Genomic DNA, 17,213 nt, shown 5'->3' with positions numbered 1-17,213 from the left:
CAGCACCGAGCCACGCAGCGCGAAACGCGGACGCGACCCAGCACGGACCTGGGAAGTGTGTTTCAGAGGATTGGCCGCCCCGGGACCGTCCGCGCAGACGCGTGTCCGGTGCTCCCTGCCGAGCAGCTCGAAGAACTCTACGCGCTTCGGAGGGCGGATGCAAACGGTAGGCAAACGCGCGCCGACCGGACCCCGGGGAGAGGGGGTCCGGTCGGCGCGCCGTGGAGCTCGGGCTCAGCTGTTGGTGGGGAAGCCGAGGTTGATGCCGCCGTGCGAGGGGTCCAGCCAGCGCTGGGTCACGGCCTTGCCGCGGGTGAAGAAGTGCACGCCGTCCGGGCCGTACGCGTGGGCGTCGCCGAACAGCGAGGCCTTCCAGCCGCCGAAGGAGTAGTAGGCGACCGGCACCGGGATCGGCACGTTGATGCCGACCATGCCGACCTCCACCTCGAACTGGAAGCGCCGGGCCGCGCCACCGTCGTTGGTGAAGAGGGCGGTGCCGTTGCCGTAGGGGTTGGCGTTGATCAGTGCCAGGCCCTCGTCGTAGGAGGAGACGCGGACGACCGAGAGGACCGGGCCGAAGATCTCGTCGTTGTAGACGGACATGCCGGGCTTCACGTGGTCGAAGAGCGTCGGGCCGAGCCAGAAGCCGTCGACGGTCGGGGTCCCGTCCTTGTCCTCGGCGGTGACCGGGTGCTTGCGGCCGTCCACGACGAGCTCGGCACCGTCGGCGACACCCGACTCGACGTAGGAGGTGACCTTGTCCCGGTGCTGGCCGGTGACCAGCGGGCCCATCTCGGAGTCGCCGTTGCAGCCCGGACCGACCTTGAGGGTGGCGATCCGCTGCTTGATCTTCTCGACCAGCTCGTCGCCGATCGGGTCGACCGCGACCAGGACGGACACCGCCATGCAACGCTCGCCGGCCGCGCCGAAGCCGGCGTTGACGGCGGCGTCGGCGGCGAGGTCCAGGTCGGCGTCGGGCAGGACGAGCATGTGGTTCTTGGCGCCGCCCAGGGCCTGCACGCGCTTGCCGTAGCGGGTGCCGGTCTCGTAGACGTAGCGGGCGATCGGAGTGGAGCCGACGAAGCTGACGGACTTGATGTCCGGGTGCTCCAGCAGGCGGTCGACGGCCACCTTGTCGCCGTGGACGACGTTGAAGACGCCGTCCGGCAGGCCGGCCTCCTTCCACAGCCCGGCGAGGAAGTTGGCGGCCGACGGGTCCTTCTCCGAGGGCTTCACCACCACGGTGTTGCCGGCCGCGATGGCGATCGGGAAGAACCACATCGGCACCATGGCCGGGAAGTTGAAGGGCGAGATGATCGCGACCGGGCCGAGCGGCTGGCGGATCGAGTAGACGTCGATGCCGGTGGAGGCCTGCTCGGTGAAGCCGCCCTTGATGAGCTGCGGGATGCCGCAGGCGTACTCCACGACCTCCAGGCCGCGGGCGATCTCGCCCAGGGCGTCCGAGTGCACCTTGCCGTGCTCCGACACGATGATCGAGGCCAGCTCGTCGCGGCGGGCGTTCAGCAGCTCGCGGAAGGCGAAGAGCACGGTCGACCGCCGGGCGACCGAGGCGGTGCGCCACTCGGTGAAGGCCGAGGCGGCGGCGGCCACCGCCTGGTCGACCTCGGCGATCCCCGCGAAGTCGACCTGGCCGGCGACCTGGCCGGTGGCCGGGTCGAAGATGTCACCGCGGCGGGGCGCCGCACCGGCGGTGGCGACCGGCTTGCCGCCGATCCAGTGGATGATGTGCTTGCTCAAGGTCCGTCTGCCTCCGAAGTCCCGGGCGGCGTCCTGCCACCGGTCCGGTCTGGCGCCGCCCGCGAGTGGGCCGGGCGACGGAAATTCACGGGGCTACCGCGCTCGTCTCCAGTCTGGTGGCCGGCCGGCCCCGGCTCAACGAACAGGCTGACGGGGATCTCGGATTCAGCCTTACAGGTCGTCCGGTTGCTGCTCCGAACGTGTCGGCCGAACTCCGCAGGGCCGGTGGTCCCGTCCGGCCGCGTCGCGCGCTCAGGCCTCCTCGTCCTCCGGGGACGGCTCCTCCAGGTACGGGTCGTGCAGCCCGTCCGCCGCCTCCTGGGTCTCCAGGAGGTCCAGGCGCAGGTCCTGCGCCCATGCCAGCGCCCACCGCTTCCGCTCGCCCACCGCCCCGGCCGGAACGCCGCGGGCGCGGAACCGGCCGTCCGCCGCCTCGGCGAGCGTCTCCAGCCGGTCGGCGAGTGCCGCGGGCTGGAAGTCCTGGTCCAACTCCCCGGCCAACGCCAGGAGTTCGCCCTCGCGGTAGTAGCGGGTGAGGGCGTGGACGTCGATCAGGTCGCGCGGCATGCCCCGGTCCACGAGCAGCACGGTGGCCAGCGCCGCCGCGTCCTCCAGGGCGACGACCGGCAGCACCACCGGCGGCTCGTCCGGCCCGGGCGCGCCGAGGTCCAGCCGGACCGGCCGGTGGCCCAGCGGCTCCTTGCGCAGGTCCACCGAGTGCGTCCGGCCGCCCAGTGCCAGCCGGACGGTCAGCTGCTCCAGCCGCGGGGTGCCCGGCCGTTCGGCCACGCCGCCGCCGGCGGCCCGGTACGCCTCGGCCAGCGCGTCGGCCGCCTCCGCCAGGTCGGCGGCGCCGGTCGCCAGGGTGAGCCCGTCCTGCGGGCAGGCCGCGATCCCGTGGGCGCGCAGTGCGTGCCCACCGGCGAGGGCGAGGCCGTACCGTTCGCAGACCGGTGCGGCCAGGCCGGCCAGGCGCAGCTGGGCCGGCCCGGGTCGCAGGGAGGCGTCGACGGCGTGCGGAGCGGTGGTCACGCCTCCAGTCTGACGCGACCGCCCGCTCCGCGCGCCACCGCCGACCGGCCGGCCGCTTTCGTCCCGCCCCGGCTCACCACCCGCCGAGCACCGCCGCCGCCTCGTGCAGGGCGAGCTCCAGCAGCACCGGGTCGTTGAGCCGCCCGGAGCCGTCGGGCGGGACGAGCCAGCGCACGCCCCGGCTGCGCCGCTCGGGGTGCGGGAGCACGATCCAGGTGCCCTCCCCGGCACCGCGCACGCCCGTGCCGACCCACCGGGCGGCGGTGCCGGGCGGCACCAGGAAGCTCACGTGTCCCTCGCCGAAGTCGGCGAGGACCGGGCCGCAGAGGCCGGTGTCCAGGAGTTCCACCACCGGGCGGCCGAGCCGGCCGGGGACGGACAGGACGTCCCAGCGGCGGCCGGCCGGGAGCAGCACCAGCCCCAGCCCGGTGCGTTCCCACTGCTCCCGGAAGGACTCCGGGTCCGGTGCCGCCTGGGCGAGCCAGTGCAGTCCGCTGCGCTCCATATGTGTGTCCCCGCTCCTCGCCGTTCGTGCTGTTGGGGCGCGGCGGGAAAGACCGGGACCCGCCGTCACCAAGGAGAGGCGGACGGCGGGTCCCTCTTACACGGGTCCGCACGGGTGGCGACCGAGGTCGGCTCGCGCGCTCGGCTGCCGGCCGGAGTCGGCCCGTGCGGTCGGCCGGTACGGGGCGTACGTACGGTCAGCTGTCGAAGCCCAGGCCCAGCCGGTCGAGCGTGCGCAGCCAGAGGTTGCGGTGGCCGCCGTTGCGGTCGGCCCGCTCCAGCGACCGGGTGGTGATCTCGATCCCGGCCCAGCGCACCGGCTCGGGCGGGAACGGCAGCGGCTTGCTGCGCACCATCTCCAGCGAGGTGCGCTCGGTGCGCTCGCCCGCGAGCAGGTCGAGCATCACCTCGGCGCCGAAGCGGGTCGCGCCGACGCCGAGCCCGGTGTAGCCGACCGCATACGCGACCTTGCCCCGGTAGCCGGTGTCGAAGAAGGCCGAGAACCGGCTGCAGGTGTCGATGGCGCCGCCCCAGGCGTGGGTGAAGCGCAGCCCCTCCAGCTGCGGGAAGCAGCGGAAGAAGTTGTGCGCCAGGGTGCGGAAGGTCTCCGGCCGCTGGTCGTACTCGTGCCGGACGTGGCCGCCGTAGTGGTAGACGGCGTCGTAGCCGCCCCAGAGGATCCGGTTGTCGGCGGAGAGCCGGAAGTAGTGGAACTTGTTGGCGCTGTCGCCGAGCCCCTGCCGCCCGCGCCAGCCGATCGAGGCGAGCTGCTCCTCGGTGAGCGGCTCGGTCATCAGCGCGTAGTCGTACACCGGCACGATGTACGGGCGGACCCGCTTGAGCAGGGACGGGAACACGTTGGTGCCGAGCGCGACGCGGCGGGCGAAGACGCGGCCGTACGGGGTGCGGACGGCCATGCCGCTGCCGTACTCCCGCAGGTCGGTGGCCCGGGTGTGCTCGAAGACGCGCACGCCCTGGCTCAGGCAGGCGTCCTTGAGGCCCCAGGCGAGCTTGGCGGGGTGGACCATCGCCACGCCCTCCTTGTCCCAGAGGCCTCCGAGGAAGGTCGGCGAGTTCACCTCGGCGCGCAGCTGGTCGGCGTCCAGGACGGTGATGTCGAGGCCGTACCGGGCGACGGCCTCGGCGACCTCGTGCAGTTCCTCGACCTGGTGGGGCTGGGTGGCGACGTCGATCTCGCCGGTGCGCTCCCACTCCGCGTCGATGCCGTAGCGCTTGAGGGTGGCCTCGATGCCGTCGAGGTTGGCGGCACCGAGGCGTTCCAGCTGGGCGAGTTCGGACGGCCAGCGGTCCAGGCCGTTGCCGAAGCCGTGGGTGAGGCTGGCCGCGCAGAATCCGCCGTTGCGCCCGGACGCGGCCCACCCGACCTCGTTGCCCTCGACCAGCACGACGTCCAGCGAGGGGTCGCGTTCCTTGGCGATGAGGGCGGTCCACAGGCCGGAGTAGCCGCCGCCGACGACCAGCAGGTCGCAGGTGGTGTCGCCGACCAGGGCGGGCAGCGCCGCCGGCCGGCCCGGGTCCTCCAGCCAGAAGGGGGTGGGCCTGGCGTCACGGAGTGCGCGGGCGGAGTCCATGCATTATCAGCCACTTTCTACGGATAGATGACGTTACGTGCCACCGCTGACCGACCGTACGTCAGGCGGTGGCCTTCCTGCGGTTGCCGAGCCACTGACCGGCGACGGTCAGCACGACGGCGGCGAGGAACATCGCGGTGCCGATGACGTTCACCTGCACCGGGATGCCGCGCTGCGAGGCGCCCCAGACGAACATCGGGAAGGTGACCGTGGTCGGGCCCGAGTTGAACTGGGTGATGATGAAGTCGTCGAAGGAGAGCGCGAAGCTGAGCAGCGCTCCCGCGGCGATGCCGGGCGCCGCCAGCGGCAGGGTGACCCGCAGGAAGGTCTGGGCGGGGGTCGCGTAGAGGTCCTGGGCGGCCTGTTCGAGCCTCGGGTCCATGCTCATCACGCGCGCCTTGACCGCCGTCACGACGAAGCTGAGGCAGAACATGATGTGCGCGATGAGGATGGTGGTGAAGCCGAACGGGATGCGCATGTTGAGGAACAGCGTCCCGAGCGAGGCGGCCATGACGACCTCGGGCATGGCCATCGGCAGGAAGATCATCGCGGTGGTGGCGGAGCGGCCGCGGAAGCGGTAGCGGGCCAGCGCGAAGGCGACCATGGTGCCGAGCACGGTGGCGCCGATGGTGGCGAACACCGCGATCTGCAGGCTGAGCGAGAGCGACTGGCACATGTCGGCCACGCCGCAGGGGTTGGTCCAGGCGTCGGTGGAGAACTCGTTCCACTCGTAGTTGAACTTGCCCACCGGCTTGTTGAACGAGAAGGCGAGCACGACCAGGTTGGGCAGCACCAGGTAGGCGAGGGCCAGCAGACCGGCCAGGACCACCAGGTGGGCGCGGACCCACTTCAGGATGCGGGACATCAGACCAGTTCCTCCGTCCCGGCCTTGCGCATGTAGACCGTCACCATGCCCAGGATCAGGGCCATCAGGATGAAGCTCAGCGCGGCCGCCGTGGGGTAGTCGAGCACGTTCAGGAACTGCTTCTGGATGCCGTTGCCGACCATCTGCTCGCTCGGCGAGCCCAGCAGCTGGGCGTTGATGTAGTCGCCGGAGGCGGGGATGAAGGTCAGCAGGGTGCCCGCGACCACGCCCGGCAGCGAGATCGGGAAGGTGACCTTGCGGAAGGTGGTGAACGGCCGGGCGTAGAGGTCGCCGGCCGCCTCGTGCAGGCGGGGGTCGATCCGCTCCAGCGAGGTGTACAGCGGCAGGATCATGAACGGCAGGAAGTTGTAGGTCAGACCGCAGACCACCGCGAGCGGCGTGGCCAGCACCCGGTCCCCGGAGGTGAGTCCGACCAGGTTGGTGAGGTCCAGGACGTGCAGCGCGTTCAGTGCGCCGACCACCGGGCCGCCGTCGGACAGGATGGTCTTCCAGGCCAGCGTGCGGATCAGGAAGCTGGTGAAGAACGGCGCGATGACCAGGATCAGGATGACGTTGCGCCAGCGCTTGTTCGCCTTGAAGGCGATCGTGTACGCGAGCGGGTAGCCGATGGCCAGGCAGAGCACGGTGGCGACGCCCGCGTAGGAGAACGAGCGGACGAAGTGCCACTTGTACTCGACCAGGGCGTCCCAGTAGGTCGAGACGTGCCAGGTGACCTTGAAGCCCTCTTCGAGCGAGCCGGTCTGCAGCGAGGTGGACGCCTGGTAGACCATCGGGACGGCGAAGAAGACCACCAGCCAGGCGATGCCGGGCAGCAGCAGCCAGTACGGGGTGAGCCTGCGCCGGGGCTTGGGCTCCGCCGGCGCCAGGGGGATGACCTGCGGCGGCGCGGCCGGGGTGGTGGCGGTCATGCGGCCTCCTCCGCGGTGCCCGCGTCGATCGCCTGCGCGGCGTCCAGGGCGAAGGAGTGGGCCGGGTTCCAGTGCAGCCGGACGGCGGCGCCGGGGACGATCCGGGCGTCGCGCTCCATGTTCTGCTCGAAGACGGTGACCTCCTGGCCGCCCTCGGTGCGCACCACGTACTGGGTGGAGACGCCGATGAAGCTGGAGTCCAGTACCGTGCCGACCAGTTCGTTGCGGCCCTCGGCGACCTGCTCGGACGCGTGCGTGATGGTGATCTTCTCCGGGCGCACGCCGAGGTGGACGTTCTTGGCCTCGGTGGCGCAGCGCACCTTCGGCACGCTGAGGCGGGCGCCGGCCGCGCTCAGCAGCAGGTCGCCGCCCTCGGTGCCGGTGACCTCGGCGGGCAGCAGGTTGGACTGGCCGAGGAAGTTGGCCACGAAGGTGGTGGCGGGGTTCTCGTACAGCTCGGCGGGCGCGCCCAGTTGCTCGACCCGGCCGCCGTTCATCACCGCGATGGTGTCGGCCATGGTCATGGCCTCCTCCTGGTCGTGGGTGACGTGGACGAAGGTGATGCCGACCTCGGTCTGGATCCGCTTGAGCTCCAGCTGCATCTGGCGGCGCAGCTTGAGGTCGAGGGCGCCGAGCGGCTCGTCCAGGAGCAGCACCTGCGGATGGTTGATCAGGGCGCGGGCGACGGCGACGCGCTGCTGCTGACCGCCGGAGAGCTGGTGCGGCTTGCGCCGGGCGTACTGGCCGAGTTCGACCAGCTCCAGCATCTCGTCGACCTGCTTCTTGACGTCCTTCTTGCCCCGCCGGCGCAGGCCGAAGGCCACGTTCTCGAAGATGTCCAGGTGCGGGAAGAGCGCGTAGCTCTGGAAGACGGTGTTCACCGGCCGCTTGTACGGGGGCAGGGCGGTGACGTCCTGGCCGCCGATCAGGACGGCGCCGCTGGTGGGCTCCTCCAGGCCGGCGATCATCCGCAGGGTGGTGGTCTTGCCGCAGCCGGAGGCGCCGAGCAGGGCGAAGAAGGAGCCCTGGGGCACGGTGAGGTCGAGGGGGTGGACGGCGGTGAAGGAGCCGTAGGTCTTGCCGATGCCGGTGAGCCGGACGTCGCCGCCGGCGGCCGCGTCACGCTGCTGGTCTGTCATGGGGTGGTGTCTTCCTGGGTCTCTCTGCCGTGGACGGGGGTCAGGCGCCGATGAGCTTGGAGAACTTCTCCTCGAAGTCGCTCTCCTCGCCCTCGGTGAGCGTGCGGAACACGTGCGCCTTGGCCGCCATCTCGGGGGTGGGTACGACCAGCGGGTTGGCCGCGCTGTCCGGCGCGAGGGCGGCGAGCTCGTCCTTCATCCCCGTGACGGCGGAGACGTAGCCGATGCCCGCGACCAGCTGCGCCGCGATCTTCGGCTGATAGTAGAAGTCGATCAGCTTTTCCGCGTTCGCCTTGTGCTGCGCCTTGGCCGGGACCAGCAGGTTGTCGGTCGAGGAGATGAAGCCCGCGTCGGGGACGACGAACTCGATGTCCGGGTTGTCGGCGCGCAGTTGGATCAGGTCGCCGCCCCAGGCGACGCAGGCCGCGATGTCGCCGGAGGACAGCTCCTGGCCGTAGTCGTTGCCGGTGAAGCGGCGGATCTGCTTGCTGTCGACGGCCTTCTGCACCCGGGCGATCGCGGCGCCGAAGTCGTCGGCGGTGAACTTCGCCGGGTCCTTGCCCATGTCCAGCAGGACCATTCCGATGCTGTCGCGCATCTCGGAGAGGAAGGTGACCCGGCCCTTGAGCTCGGGGTCGTCCAACAGCTGGGAGACGCTGGTGACCTCCTTCCCCTTGGTCGCCTTCTTGTTGTACGCGACGACGACCTGGATGCCGGCCCACGGGTAGGAGTAGAGCCGCCCCGGGTCCCAGTCGGGGGCGCGGAAGCGCGGCTCGACGTTGGTGATCGCGGTGGTGACGTTCGCCGGGTTCAGCTTCTGCACCCAGCCGAGCCGGATCAGCCGGGCGGCCATCCAGTCGGTGAGCACCACCAGGTCGCGGCCGGTGTCCTGGCCGGAGGCGAGCTGCGGCTTGATCTTGCCGAAGAACTCGACGTTGTCGTTGACGTCCTCGGTGTACTTGACCTTGATCCCGGTGGCCTGGGTGAAGGCGTCCAGGGTGCCGTGCTTCTCCTTGTCCTGCTCGTCGGTGTCCACGTACAGCGGCCAGTTGGAGAAGTTGACCTCCTTCTCCGTGTCCGAGAGGTCCTTGGCGGCGTTCGCGGTGGAGTCACCGGTCGCCCGGGGAGCCGCCGGGATGCCGCAGGCGGTCAGGGTGCCGGCTCCGGCGGTGAGGGCGGCGGCGCGCAGCAGGGTGCGGCGGCCGAGTGCGGCCCGGCCGCCGGTCAGGCTGCGCTCCCAGGCCCTGCGGACCGGTTCGGGCAGACCGTCGGTGAGCTCGTTGAACGCCATGGAACGGGCCTCCTGGGGGGAGAAGGGGGCGTGGGGGAAGCGCCCCTGGTCCTGGGGGGGTTATCTGTCTCCGAAGACGGTGCGGTGCCAGTCCTTGCGGGCCACCGCGGTGGTGTCGAACATGACGTGCTTGACCTGCGTGTACTCGTCCAGCGAGTACTGGGACATGTCCTTGCCGTAGCCGGACGCCTTGTAGCCGCCGTGCGGCATCTCGCTGATGATCGGGATGTGGTCGTTGACCCAGACGCACCCGGCCGCGATCTCCCGGGTGGCGCGCAGCGAGCGGTGCACGTTCGTGGTCCAGGCCGAGGCGGCCAGGCCGTAGGGGGTGTCGTTGGCCAGCCGCAGTCCCTCGTCGTCGCCGTCGAAGGGCAGCACGACCAGCACCGGGCCGAAGACCTCGCCCTGGACGACCTCGCTGTACTGGGCCGCGCCGGTGATCAGGGTCGGCGGGTAGTAGGCGCCCCGGGTGAGGTCGTGGCCGTCGTGGCCCTTCTGCGGCACGCGGCCGCCGGTGACGACGGTCGCGTAGCCGCGGGCGCGCTCCACGAAGCCGGCCACCCGGTCCCGGTGGGTGTACGAGACCAGCGGGCCGAGGTCGGTGTGCGGGTTGAGCGGGTCGCCGATCCGGATCGCCGCGAACAGCTCGGCCACCCCGGCCACGAAGGCGTCGTACAGCGGGCGCTGGACGTACGCGCGGGTGGCGGCGGTGCAGTCCTGGCCGCCGTTGATCAGCGAGGCGGCGACCGCGCCGTGCACGGCGGCGTCCAGGTCGGCGTCGTCGAAGACCACGAACGGGGCCTTGCCGCCGAGCTCCAGGTGGGTGCGCTTGACGCTCGCGGTGGCGATCTCGGCGACCCGCTTCCCGACGGCGGTGGAGCCGGTGAAGGAAACCATCGCGACGTCCGGGTGCCCGACCAGGTGCTCGCCGGCGGTGCGCCCGGCGCCGGTGACCACGTTGACCACGCCGTCCGGGATCCCCGCCGCCGTGCAGGCGGCGGCGAACATCAGCGAGGTGAGCGGGGTCAGCTCGGCCGGCTTGAGCACGATGGTGTTGCCCGCCGCGATCGCCGGGAGGATCTTCCAGGCGGCCATCTGCAGCGGGTAGTTCCACGGCGAGATCGAGCCGACCACGCCGATCGCCTCGCGCCGCACGTAGGAGGTGTGGTCTCCGGAGTACTCGCCGGCCGCCTTGCCCTCCAGGTTGCGGGCCGCGCCCGCGAAGAACGCGGTGTTGTCGACGGTGCCGGGGACGTCGAACTCGGTGGCCAGCTTGACCGGCTTGCCGGTCTGCGCGGTCTCCACCCGGGCGAGGTCCGCGGAGGCCTCGGTCAGCACGGCGGCCAGCCGGGTGAGCGCCTCGGAGCGCGCGCCGGGGGTGGCCGAGGACCAGCCGGGCAGCGCGGCCCTCGCGGCGGCGACGGCGGCGTCCACGTCCCCGGTGCCGGCCAGGGCGACCTGCTCGACCACGCTGCCGTCGGCGGGGTTGACGACCTGGAAGGGCTCGCCGCCGCCCCGGGTCGGGCGGCCCGCGATGTACTGCGCGCCCGCGCCGAAGTCGGTCAGGTGCATCTGGTTCCTCCATGTGCCGGTGGTACGACTGCGCGACGGGCGCCGCTCCGCGGGTGGGGGTCCGCGGAGGTGCGGGAATCCGTCCTGCCGATCATCGGGGTTGCGCGATCCTGACAGTCCGGTTGTTTCCGAACAAGGGATTCCACGTTGCGTTCTGGTCAACGCGACGGATTCCGGCGTGGGAGCCGGTGTTCCGCCACGGCCGACCCGCTGACCATGCCCGGTGCCGCCCGGGCGTGACAAGGGTCACTGCGGCAACCTCGGCGCGAAGGGCCTTACAGGGTGCAAGGGTCATGCCAGGGCGACAGGTCGTCGGGGGGATGGATGATTTACCTGACACTCTGACCAGCCCGATTGCGCCACGCCGGCCCGCACGGCCCTGGAGGCCCCGCGATGCTCCCCACCGTCGCCCGAGTACTCGACCTGGAGGTGATGCGGCGCGGCCTGCCCCAGGTCGTGGCCGGCGCCGACCACCTGGAGCGGCCGGTCCGCTGGGTCCACGTCAGCGAGCTGCCCGACGTGGCCGGCGTGCTCCAGGGCGGCGAGCTGGTGCTGACCACCGGCATCGCGCTGCCCGAGGACCGCGAGGGCCTGGCCCGCTACGTCCGCGAGCTGGACGAGGTCGGGGTGGCCGGCCTGGTCGTCGAGTACGGGCGGCGCTACTTCGACGCGCTCCCCCGCGCGCTGGTGAACGCCGCCGAGCAGCGCGGACTGCCGCTGATCACGCTCCGCCGCGAGCTGCGCTTCGTCGCCGTCACCGAGGCGGTGCACGCACTGGTGGTCAACGCCCAACTGGAGCAGCTGCGCGTCTCCGAGTCCGTCCACCAGGTGTTCAACGAGCTGGTGGTGGAGGGTGCCGAGCCGCCCGAGGTGATCCGGCAGGTGGCCCGGATGGCGGGCGCGCCGGTCGTCCTGGAGAACCTGGCCCACCAGGTGCTCGCCCACGACACCGCCGGGCGTCCGGAGGCCGAGGTGCTGGAGGACTGGGAGCGCCGCTCGCGCGGGGTCCGTCCGGCCGGCCGCACCGGCCACGACCCGCGCAGCGGCTGGCTGGTCACCACCGTCGGTGCCCGCGGCCAGGACTGGGGCCGGCTGGTGCTGGTCCAGGAGCCCGGACCGCTGCCCGCCGGCGAGGCCCACCCGCACACCATGCTGCTGGAGCGCGGCGCCTCCGCGCTGGCGCTCAACCGGCTGGTGGTGCGCGACCGGGAGAGCCTGGAGCGGCAGACCCACCGCACCCTGCTCTCCGGCATCCTCACCCACGCGCTGACCGTCTCCGAGGCGACGCTGCGCGCGCAGGCGCTCGGCGTCCCGCTGGAGGGCCGGCGGCTGGTCGGCGTGGTGCTGCGGCAGCGGCGCGGGCCGATCCCGGCCGCGCTGGAGGCCCAGGCCCGGCTGCGCGACTTCACCGAACTGGCGGCCGGGGCGGTCCGGGCCGCCCGGCTCTCCGCCCTGGTCGGCGCGCTGGACGACGAGGCCGTCGGCCTGCTGATCGCGCTCGGCACCCAGCAGGACGAGCACGCCGCCCTGGACGCCTTCTCGGCCGCCCTGCGCCGGATGGCCGCCGAGGCCGCCCGGGAGGGCGCCGACCCGGCGGGCCCGGTGGTCGCGGTCGGTTCCTCGGTCGGCTCGGTGCGCGACGCCCGGCGCACCCTGCTGGAGGCGACCCAGGTCGCCGACGCCGCGCTGCACGACTCGCCCGGCGGCCGCACCGCCTCCTACTACCGGCTGCCGGACGTCCGGCTGCGCGGCCTGCTCCACCTGCTGCGCGACGACGCCCGGCTGCAGACCTACGTGGAGCGCGAGCTGGGCCCGCTGCTGGCCCACGACGCCGAGCACAACGGCCAGTTGGTGCAGATGCTGCGGATCTACCTGGAGCAGGGCCGGAACAAGTCGGCCGCGGCGGACGCGGCGCACCTGTCCCGGCCGTCCTTCTACGACCGGCTGCACAAGGTCGAGCGGATCCTGGGCGTCGACCTCGACCAGGTCGAGTCCTGCCTGTCCCTGCACGTCGCCCTGCTCGCGCTGGACGCCGTACGGCGCTGAGGCCCCCGCGGGCCGGGGGCTCAGACCCCGGTGATCCGGCCCCAGACCTTGTGCAGCCGGGGCCGCTCGGCCGAGGTGACGTCGCGCATGGAGTGCAGCCGGGCGCGCATCTCCTCGGTCGGGAAGACCAGCGGGTTCTCGGCGAGTTCGGCCTTCTCCTTGTCGCCGCCGGCCGCGAGCACCTCGCGGGCGGCCGGCACCGGGCAGATGTACTGGACGAACGCGGCCAGTTCGGCGGCCACCTCGGGCTGGTAGTAGTAGTCGATCAGCAGCTCGGCGTTGCGCTTGTGGGCGGCCCGGTTGGGGATCATCAGGCTCTCCGCCCACAGCTCGCCGCCCTCCTCCGGCACCACGAACGCGATGTCCGGGTTCTCGGCGGTGAGCTGGACGGCGTCGCCGGAGTAGGCCTGGCAGGCGAGCGCCGCGCCGGAGGCCAGGTCGCTGGTGTAGTCGTTGCCGGTGAAACGGCGGACGTGGCCGGTGTCGACCATCTTCTGCACCAGGTCCATCGCCTTGTGCGCGTCGTCGTCGTCGAAGGCCGCGATGTCGGCGCCCTGGGAGAGCATCAGCAGCCCGAGCGCCTCGTCCAGCCCGGCGAACAGCGTGACCCGGCCCTTGAGGTCGGGCGCCCACAGGTCGGCGGTGGACTTGATCTCCCGGCCGAGCGCCTTGCGGTTGTACGCGATGCCGGTGATCCCGGACTGCCAGGGCACGCTGCGCCGGCGCCCGGGGTCGAAGGCCGGATCGGCGAGCTGCGGGTCCAGGTTGGCGGTGACGTTGGGCAGGTTGGCCCGGTCCATGGCCTGCACCCAGCCCAGCGAGACGTACCGTCCGGCCATCCAGTCGCTGACCACCATGAGGTCCCGGCCGGGGTCGGCCCCCTGGGTGAGCACCGGGCTGACCTTGCCGAAGAACTCGTCGTTGTCGTTGATGTCCTCGGTGTAGGTGACCTCGATCCCGGTCTTCGCGGTGAAGCCGTCCAGGGTCGGGCGCCGGCCCTGGTCGTCGGTGTCGATGTACTGCGTCCAGTTGGAGAAGGCGAGCCGCTTGTCGCTCTCCGAGCGGTCCGGTGCCGAGCGCCGGTCCTCGGCGACGTAGGCGGACGGGATCCCGCAGCCGGACAGCGTGCCCGCGCCGAGCAGCGCGGCCCCGCCGAGCACGGAACGCCGGCGGATGAGCGAGGAGCGGGACGTGCGGCGGGTCAGGGTGGAGCTGCTGGGCATGGGCGGCCTTCCGGGGCGTGGGACGGCCCCGGGCACACGGGGTGCCCGGGGCCGTCCGGTCGGTACGTCAGACAGTGTGCGCGTCGGTGAGCGACAGCACCTCGTCCAGCACCGCGAGGCCGGTCTTGGCCTCCTCCTCGGTGACGGTGCACGGCGGGACGACGTGGAAGCGGTTCATGTTGACGAACGGCCAGAGCCCGCGCTGCTTGCAGGCGGCGGCCAGCTCGGCCATCGGCGCGTTGGCGGCGCCGGCGGCGTTGTACGGCACCAGCGGCTCGCGGGTCTTCCGGTCCTTCACCAGGTCGAGCGCCCAGAACACGCCCAGGCCGCGGACCTCGCCGATCGACGGGTGCCGCTCGGCCAGCTCGCGCAGGCCGGGGCCGATCACGGTCTCGCCGATGTGCTTGGCGTTCTCGACGATGCCCTCCTCCGCCATCGCGTTGATGGTCGCCACCGCCGAGGCGCAGGCCAGCGGGTGGCCGGAGTAGGTGAGCCCGCCCGGGAACGGCCGCTCGGCGAAGGTGGCCGCGATCTCGGCGCTGATCGCCACGCCGCCCAGCGGCACGTAGCCCGAGTTGACGCCCTTGGCGAAGGTGAGCAGGTCCGGGGTGACGCCCCAGTGGTCGGCGGCGAACCACGCGCCGGTACGGCCGAAGCCCGCCATCACCTCGTCGAGGATGAACACGATGCCGTAGCGGTCGCAGATCTCCCGCACCCCGGCGAGGTAGCCCGGCGGCGGGACCAGGATGCCCGCGGTGCCGACGACGGTCTCCAGGATGACCGCCGCGACGGTGCCGGGCCCCTCGAACGCGATCACCTCCTCCAGGTGCCGCAGCGCGCGCTCGCACTCCTGCGCCTCGTTCTCGGCGTGGAAGTTGGAGCGGTAGGCGTAGGGGCCCCAGAAGTGCACCACTCCGGAGACGCCGGTCTCGTTGGCCCAGCGCCGGGGGTCGCCGGTGAGGGCGATCGCGTTGGCGGTGGCGCCGTGGTACGAGCGGTAGGTGGAGAGCACCTTCTGCCGACCGGTGTGCAGCCGGGCCAGCCGGATGGCGTTCTCGTTGGCCTCGGCGCCGCCGTTGGTGAAGAAGATCTTGTCCAGGTCGCCCGGGGTGCGCTCGGCGATCAGCCGGGCCGCCTCGCTGCGCGGCTCGACCGCGAAGCCGGGCGCGAGGGTGCAGAGCTTCGCCGCCTGCTCCTGGATCGCGGCGACCACCTTCGGGTGCTGATGGCCGATGTTGGTGTTCACCAGCTGCGAGGAGAAGTCGAGGTAGCGGTTGCCGTCGTAGTCCCAGAAGTACGAGCCCTCGGCGCCGGCCACCGCGAGGGGGTCGATCAGCGCCTGGGCGGACCACGAGTGGAAGACGTGCGCGCGGTCGGCGGCCTTGACGGCCTGGCCGGCGGCTGAGTCAGCGGTGGGGATGCTCATGCCGGTAAGGCTAGGGCCGGGCGTCGGCGAAGGGCAGTTTCATCTTGTCAGTCGGTCGCGCGATCCGTCGACAGGATGCAAAGGCACAGGGCCCGGGTCGAAAAGACCCGGGCCCATGGTCGGTTCATACGACCGTACGACCGAACTGTCTCGGATGGCCGTCAACTGCGCCCGACGGCCATGACCCGCTAGATCGCGGTCATCCTGCGCCCGACGGCCATGACCCGCTAGATCGCGGTCATCCTGCGCCCGACGGCCATGACCCGCTAGATCGCGGTCATGACGTGCTTCACGCGGGTGTAGTCCTCGAAGCCGTAGGACGACAGGTCCTTGCCGTAGCCCGACTTCTTGAAGCCACCGTGCGGCATCTCGGCGACCAGCGGGATGTGGGTGTTGATCCAGACGCAGCCGAAGTCCAGGCGGCGGGACATCCGCATGGCGCGGGCGTGGTCCTTGGTCCACACCGAGGAGGCCAGCGCGTACTCGACGCCGTTGGCGTACTCGACGGCCTGGTCCTCGTCGGTGAACTTCTGCACGGTGATGACCGGGCCGAAGACCTCGTTCTGGACGATCTCGTCGTCCTGGTTCAGGCCGGAGACGACGGTCGGGGCGTAGAAGTAGCCCTTGTCGCCTACCCGGTGGCCACCGGCCTCGACCTTGGCGTGGGCGGGCAGCCGCTCGATGAAGCCGGCCACCTGCTGCAGCTGGTTGGCGTTGTTCAGCGGGCCGTACAGCACGTCCTCGTCGTCCACCCCGCCGGTCTTGGTCTCGGCGGCGGCCTTGGCCAGGGCCTCGACGAAGGCGTCGTGGATCGACTCGTGCACCAGCACGCGGGTGGCGGCGGTACAGTCCTGGCCGGCGTTGAAGTAGCCCGCCACCGAGATGCCCTCGACCGCCTCGGCGATGTCGGCGTCCTCGAAGACCACGACCGGGGCCTTGCCGCCCAGCTCCAGGTGGACGCGCTTGACGTCCTTGGAGGCCGACTCGGCGACCTGGATGCCGGCCCGGACCGAACCGGTGATGGAGGCCATCGCCGGGGTCTTGTGCTCGACCATCAGCTTGCCGGTCTCGCGGTCGCCGCAGATGACGTTGAAGACGCCGACCGGCAGGTCCAGCTCCTTGAGGATGCCGCCGATGATCTCGGCCAGCAGCACGGTGGAGGCCGGGGTGGTGTCCGAGGGCTTCAGGACCACGGCGTTGCCGGCGGCGAGAGCCGGGGCGAACTTCCAGACGGCCATCATCATCGGGTAGTTCCACGGCGCGACCTGGGCGCAGACGCCGACCGGCTCGCGGCGGATGATCGAGGTCATGCCGTCCATGTACTCACCGGCCGCCTTGCCCTCCAGCAGGCGGGCGGCGCCGGCGAAGAAGCGGATCTGGTCCACCATCGGGCCGATCTCCTCGGAGAGGGTCAGCGCACGGGGCTTGCCGGTGTTGCGCACCTCGGCGTCGACGATCTCGTCGGCCCGGGCCTCGACCGCGTCGGCGATCTTGAGCAGCAGCTTCTGCCGGGTGCTCGGGGTGGCGTCGCGCCAGATCGGGAACGCGGCGGCGGCGGAGGCCATGGCGGCGTCCACGTCCGCGGCACCGGACAGCGGCGACGTCGCGTACACCTCACCGGTGGTCGGGTCGACGATGTCGAGGGTGCGGCCGTCAGCCGCGTCGACGAACTCACCGTTGATGTAGTTGCGCAGCGTGCGAAGGTCGCTCACGGATCTCTCCTCGGTCTGGGCCTGCGGCATTGCAGATTCCGGCGCCATGGTACGTCGGCGGATCCGACGCACGAAGGGTGCCGAGTGGCCGGGCCCGAATCGGCGCGGTCCACTGGTGGCGGTA

General features: G+C 71.7%; 13 protein-coding genes. 1 reads left to right on the top strand and 12 read right to left on the bottom strand.

Going from position 1 to position 17,213, the window contains the following annotated elements; genetic code table 11:
• Positions 1-234: 234 nt before the first annotated feature.
• The 9 genes from ACZ6Y7_RS31935 to ACZ6Y7_RS31895 all read right to left on the bottom strand — a co-directional run bounded on the left by ACZ6Y7_RS31935 (position 235) and on the right by ACZ6Y7_RS31895 (position 10,682).
• The gene (locus ACZ6Y7_RS31935) at positions 235-1,758 is read right to left on the bottom strand and encodes a CoA-acylating methylmalonate-semialdehyde dehydrogenase (RefSeq protein WP_465761412.1); all 1,524 of its coding nucleotides are present in this window, start codon (positions 1,756-1,758) and stop codon (positions 235-237) included.
• 252 nt (positions 1,759-2,010) lie between these two features.
• Positions 2,011-2,790 (bottom strand): nucleotidyl transferase AbiEii/AbiGii toxin family protein, encoded by a 780-nt coding sequence (locus ACZ6Y7_RS31930; protein WP_465761411.1) that lies wholly within the window; start codon positions 2,788-2,790, stop codon positions 2,011-2,013.
• A gap of 73 nt (positions 2,791-2,863) precedes the next feature.
• A complete protein-coding gene (locus ACZ6Y7_RS31925) occupies positions 2,864-3,295 on the bottom strand; it encodes a hypothetical protein (protein WP_465761410.1) in 432 nt (143 codons plus the stop codon).
• A gap of 196 nt (positions 3,296-3,491) precedes the next feature.
• Positions 3,492-4,886 carry an NAD(P)/FAD-dependent oxidoreductase gene (locus tag ACZ6Y7_RS31920; RefSeq protein ID WP_465761409.1) on the bottom strand — a complete coding sequence of 465 codons (1,395 nt, stop codon included), beginning with the start codon at positions 4,884-4,886 and terminating at the stop codon, positions 3,492-3,494.
• A 61-nt stretch (positions 4,887-4,947) separates the two neighbouring features.
• Entirely contained in the window at positions 4,948-5,751 is an 804-nt protein-coding gene (locus ACZ6Y7_RS31915; RefSeq protein ID WP_465761408.1) for an ABC transporter permease, read from the bottom strand.
• Positions 5,751-6,680: an ABC transporter permease gene (locus ACZ6Y7_RS31910; RefSeq protein WP_465761407.1), complete on the bottom strand. Its 930-nt coding sequence runs from the start codon at positions 6,678-6,680 to the stop codon at positions 5,751-5,753. Before ACZ6Y7_RS31910 ends, ACZ6Y7_RS31915 begins: the two co-directional genes overlap by 1 nt.
• On the bottom strand, positions 6,677-7,819 hold the full coding sequence (locus ACZ6Y7_RS31905; RefSeq protein ID WP_465761406.1) for an ABC transporter ATP-binding protein: 1,143 nt from the start codon (positions 7,817-7,819) through the stop codon (positions 6,677-6,679). The genes ACZ6Y7_RS31910 and ACZ6Y7_RS31905 overlap by 4 nt, the downstream gene beginning before the upstream one ends.
• Before the next feature lie 40 nt (positions 7,820-7,859).
• Positions 7,860-9,110, bottom strand: coding sequence for a polyamine ABC transporter substrate-binding protein (locus ACZ6Y7_RS31900; protein ID WP_465761405.1), 1,251 nt, complete (start codon positions 9,108-9,110; stop codon positions 7,860-7,862).
• A gap of 60 nt (positions 9,111-9,170) precedes the next feature.
• A complete protein-coding gene (locus ACZ6Y7_RS31895; protein WP_465761404.1) occupies positions 9,171-10,682 on the bottom strand; it encodes a gamma-aminobutyraldehyde dehydrogenase in 1,512 nt (503 codons plus the stop codon).
• A 393-nt stretch (positions 10,683-11,075) separates the two neighbouring features.
• On the opposite strand from ACZ6Y7_RS31895, the gene ACZ6Y7_RS31890 reads away from it, so the two are divergent.
• Positions 11,076-12,728 carry a PucR family transcriptional regulator gene (locus ACZ6Y7_RS31890; protein ID WP_465761403.1) on the top strand — a complete coding sequence of 551 codons (1,653 nt, stop codon included), beginning with the start codon at positions 11,076-11,078 and terminating at the stop codon, positions 12,726-12,728.
• A 20-nt stretch (positions 12,729-12,748) separates the two neighbouring features.
• On the opposite strand, the gene ACZ6Y7_RS31885 is transcribed toward ACZ6Y7_RS31890, so the two are convergent.
• From ACZ6Y7_RS31885 to ACZ6Y7_RS31875, 3 genes are all read right to left on the bottom strand, one after another.
• A complete protein-coding gene (locus ACZ6Y7_RS31885) occupies positions 12,749-13,951 on the bottom strand; it encodes a polyamine ABC transporter substrate-binding protein (RefSeq protein ID WP_465761402.1) in 1,203 nt (400 codons plus the stop codon).
• A gap of 67 nt (positions 13,952-14,018) precedes the next feature.
• The gene (locus tag ACZ6Y7_RS31880) at positions 14,019-15,377 is read right to left on the bottom strand and encodes an aminotransferase class III-fold pyridoxal phosphate-dependent enzyme (RefSeq protein WP_465761401.1); all 1,359 of its coding nucleotides are present in this window, start codon (positions 15,375-15,377) and stop codon (positions 14,019-14,021) included.
• 266 nt (positions 15,378-15,643) lie between these two features.
• Positions 15,644-17,119 (bottom strand): gamma-aminobutyraldehyde dehydrogenase, encoded by a 1,476-nt coding sequence (locus tag ACZ6Y7_RS31875; protein WP_465761400.1) that lies wholly within the window; start codon positions 17,117-17,119, stop codon positions 15,644-15,646.
• Positions 17,120-17,213 lie beyond the last annotated feature (94 nt).

The organism is Kitasatospora sp. NPDC053308, from assembly GCF_055585785.1.
This window is presented reverse-complemented; position numbering and strand designations above follow the sequence as displayed.

Excerpts from the sequence above, each read along its gene's own strand:
- ACZ6Y7_RS31895 (WP_465761404.1), bottom strand. The coding sequence starts at position 10,682 with ATGCACCTGACCGACTTCGGCGCGGGCGCGCAGTACATCGCGGGCCGC.
- ACZ6Y7_RS31910 (WP_465761407.1), bottom strand. The coding sequence starts at position 6,680 with ATGACCGCCACCACCCCGGCCGCGCCGCCGCAGGTCATCCCCCTGGCG.
- ACZ6Y7_RS31900 (WP_465761405.1), bottom strand. The coding sequence starts at position 9,110 with ATGGCGTTCAACGAGCTCACCGACGGTCTGCCCGAACCGGTCCGCAGG.
- ACZ6Y7_RS31890 (WP_465761403.1), top strand. The coding sequence starts at position 11,076 with ATGCTCCCCACCGTCGCCCGAGTACTCGACCTGGAGGTGATGCGGCGC.
- ACZ6Y7_RS31875 (WP_465761400.1), bottom strand. The coding sequence starts at position 17,119 with ATGCCGCAGGCCCAGACCGAGGAGAGATCCGTGAGCGACCTTCGCACG.
- ACZ6Y7_RS31905 (WP_465761406.1), bottom strand. The coding sequence starts at position 7,819 with ATGACAGACCAGCAGCGTGACGCGGCCGCCGGCGGCGACGTCCGGCTC.
- ACZ6Y7_RS31880 (WP_465761401.1), bottom strand. The coding sequence starts at position 15,377 with ATGAGCATCCCCACCGCTGACTCAGCCGCCGGCCAGGCCGTCAAGGCC.
- ACZ6Y7_RS31925 (WP_465761410.1), bottom strand. The coding sequence starts at position 3,295 with ATGGAGCGCAGCGGACTGCACTGGCTCGCCCAGGCGGCACCGGACCCG.
- ACZ6Y7_RS31885 (WP_465761402.1), bottom strand. The coding sequence starts at position 13,951 with ATGCCCAGCAGCTCCACCCTGACCCGCCGCACGTCCCGCTCCTCGCTC.
- ACZ6Y7_RS31920 (WP_465761409.1), bottom strand. The coding sequence starts at position 4,886 with ATGGACTCCGCCCGCGCACTCCGTGACGCCAGGCCCACCCCCTTCTGG.
- ACZ6Y7_RS31915 (WP_465761408.1), bottom strand. The coding sequence starts at position 5,751 with ATGTCCCGCATCCTGAAGTGGGTCCGCGCCCACCTGGTGGTCCTGGCC.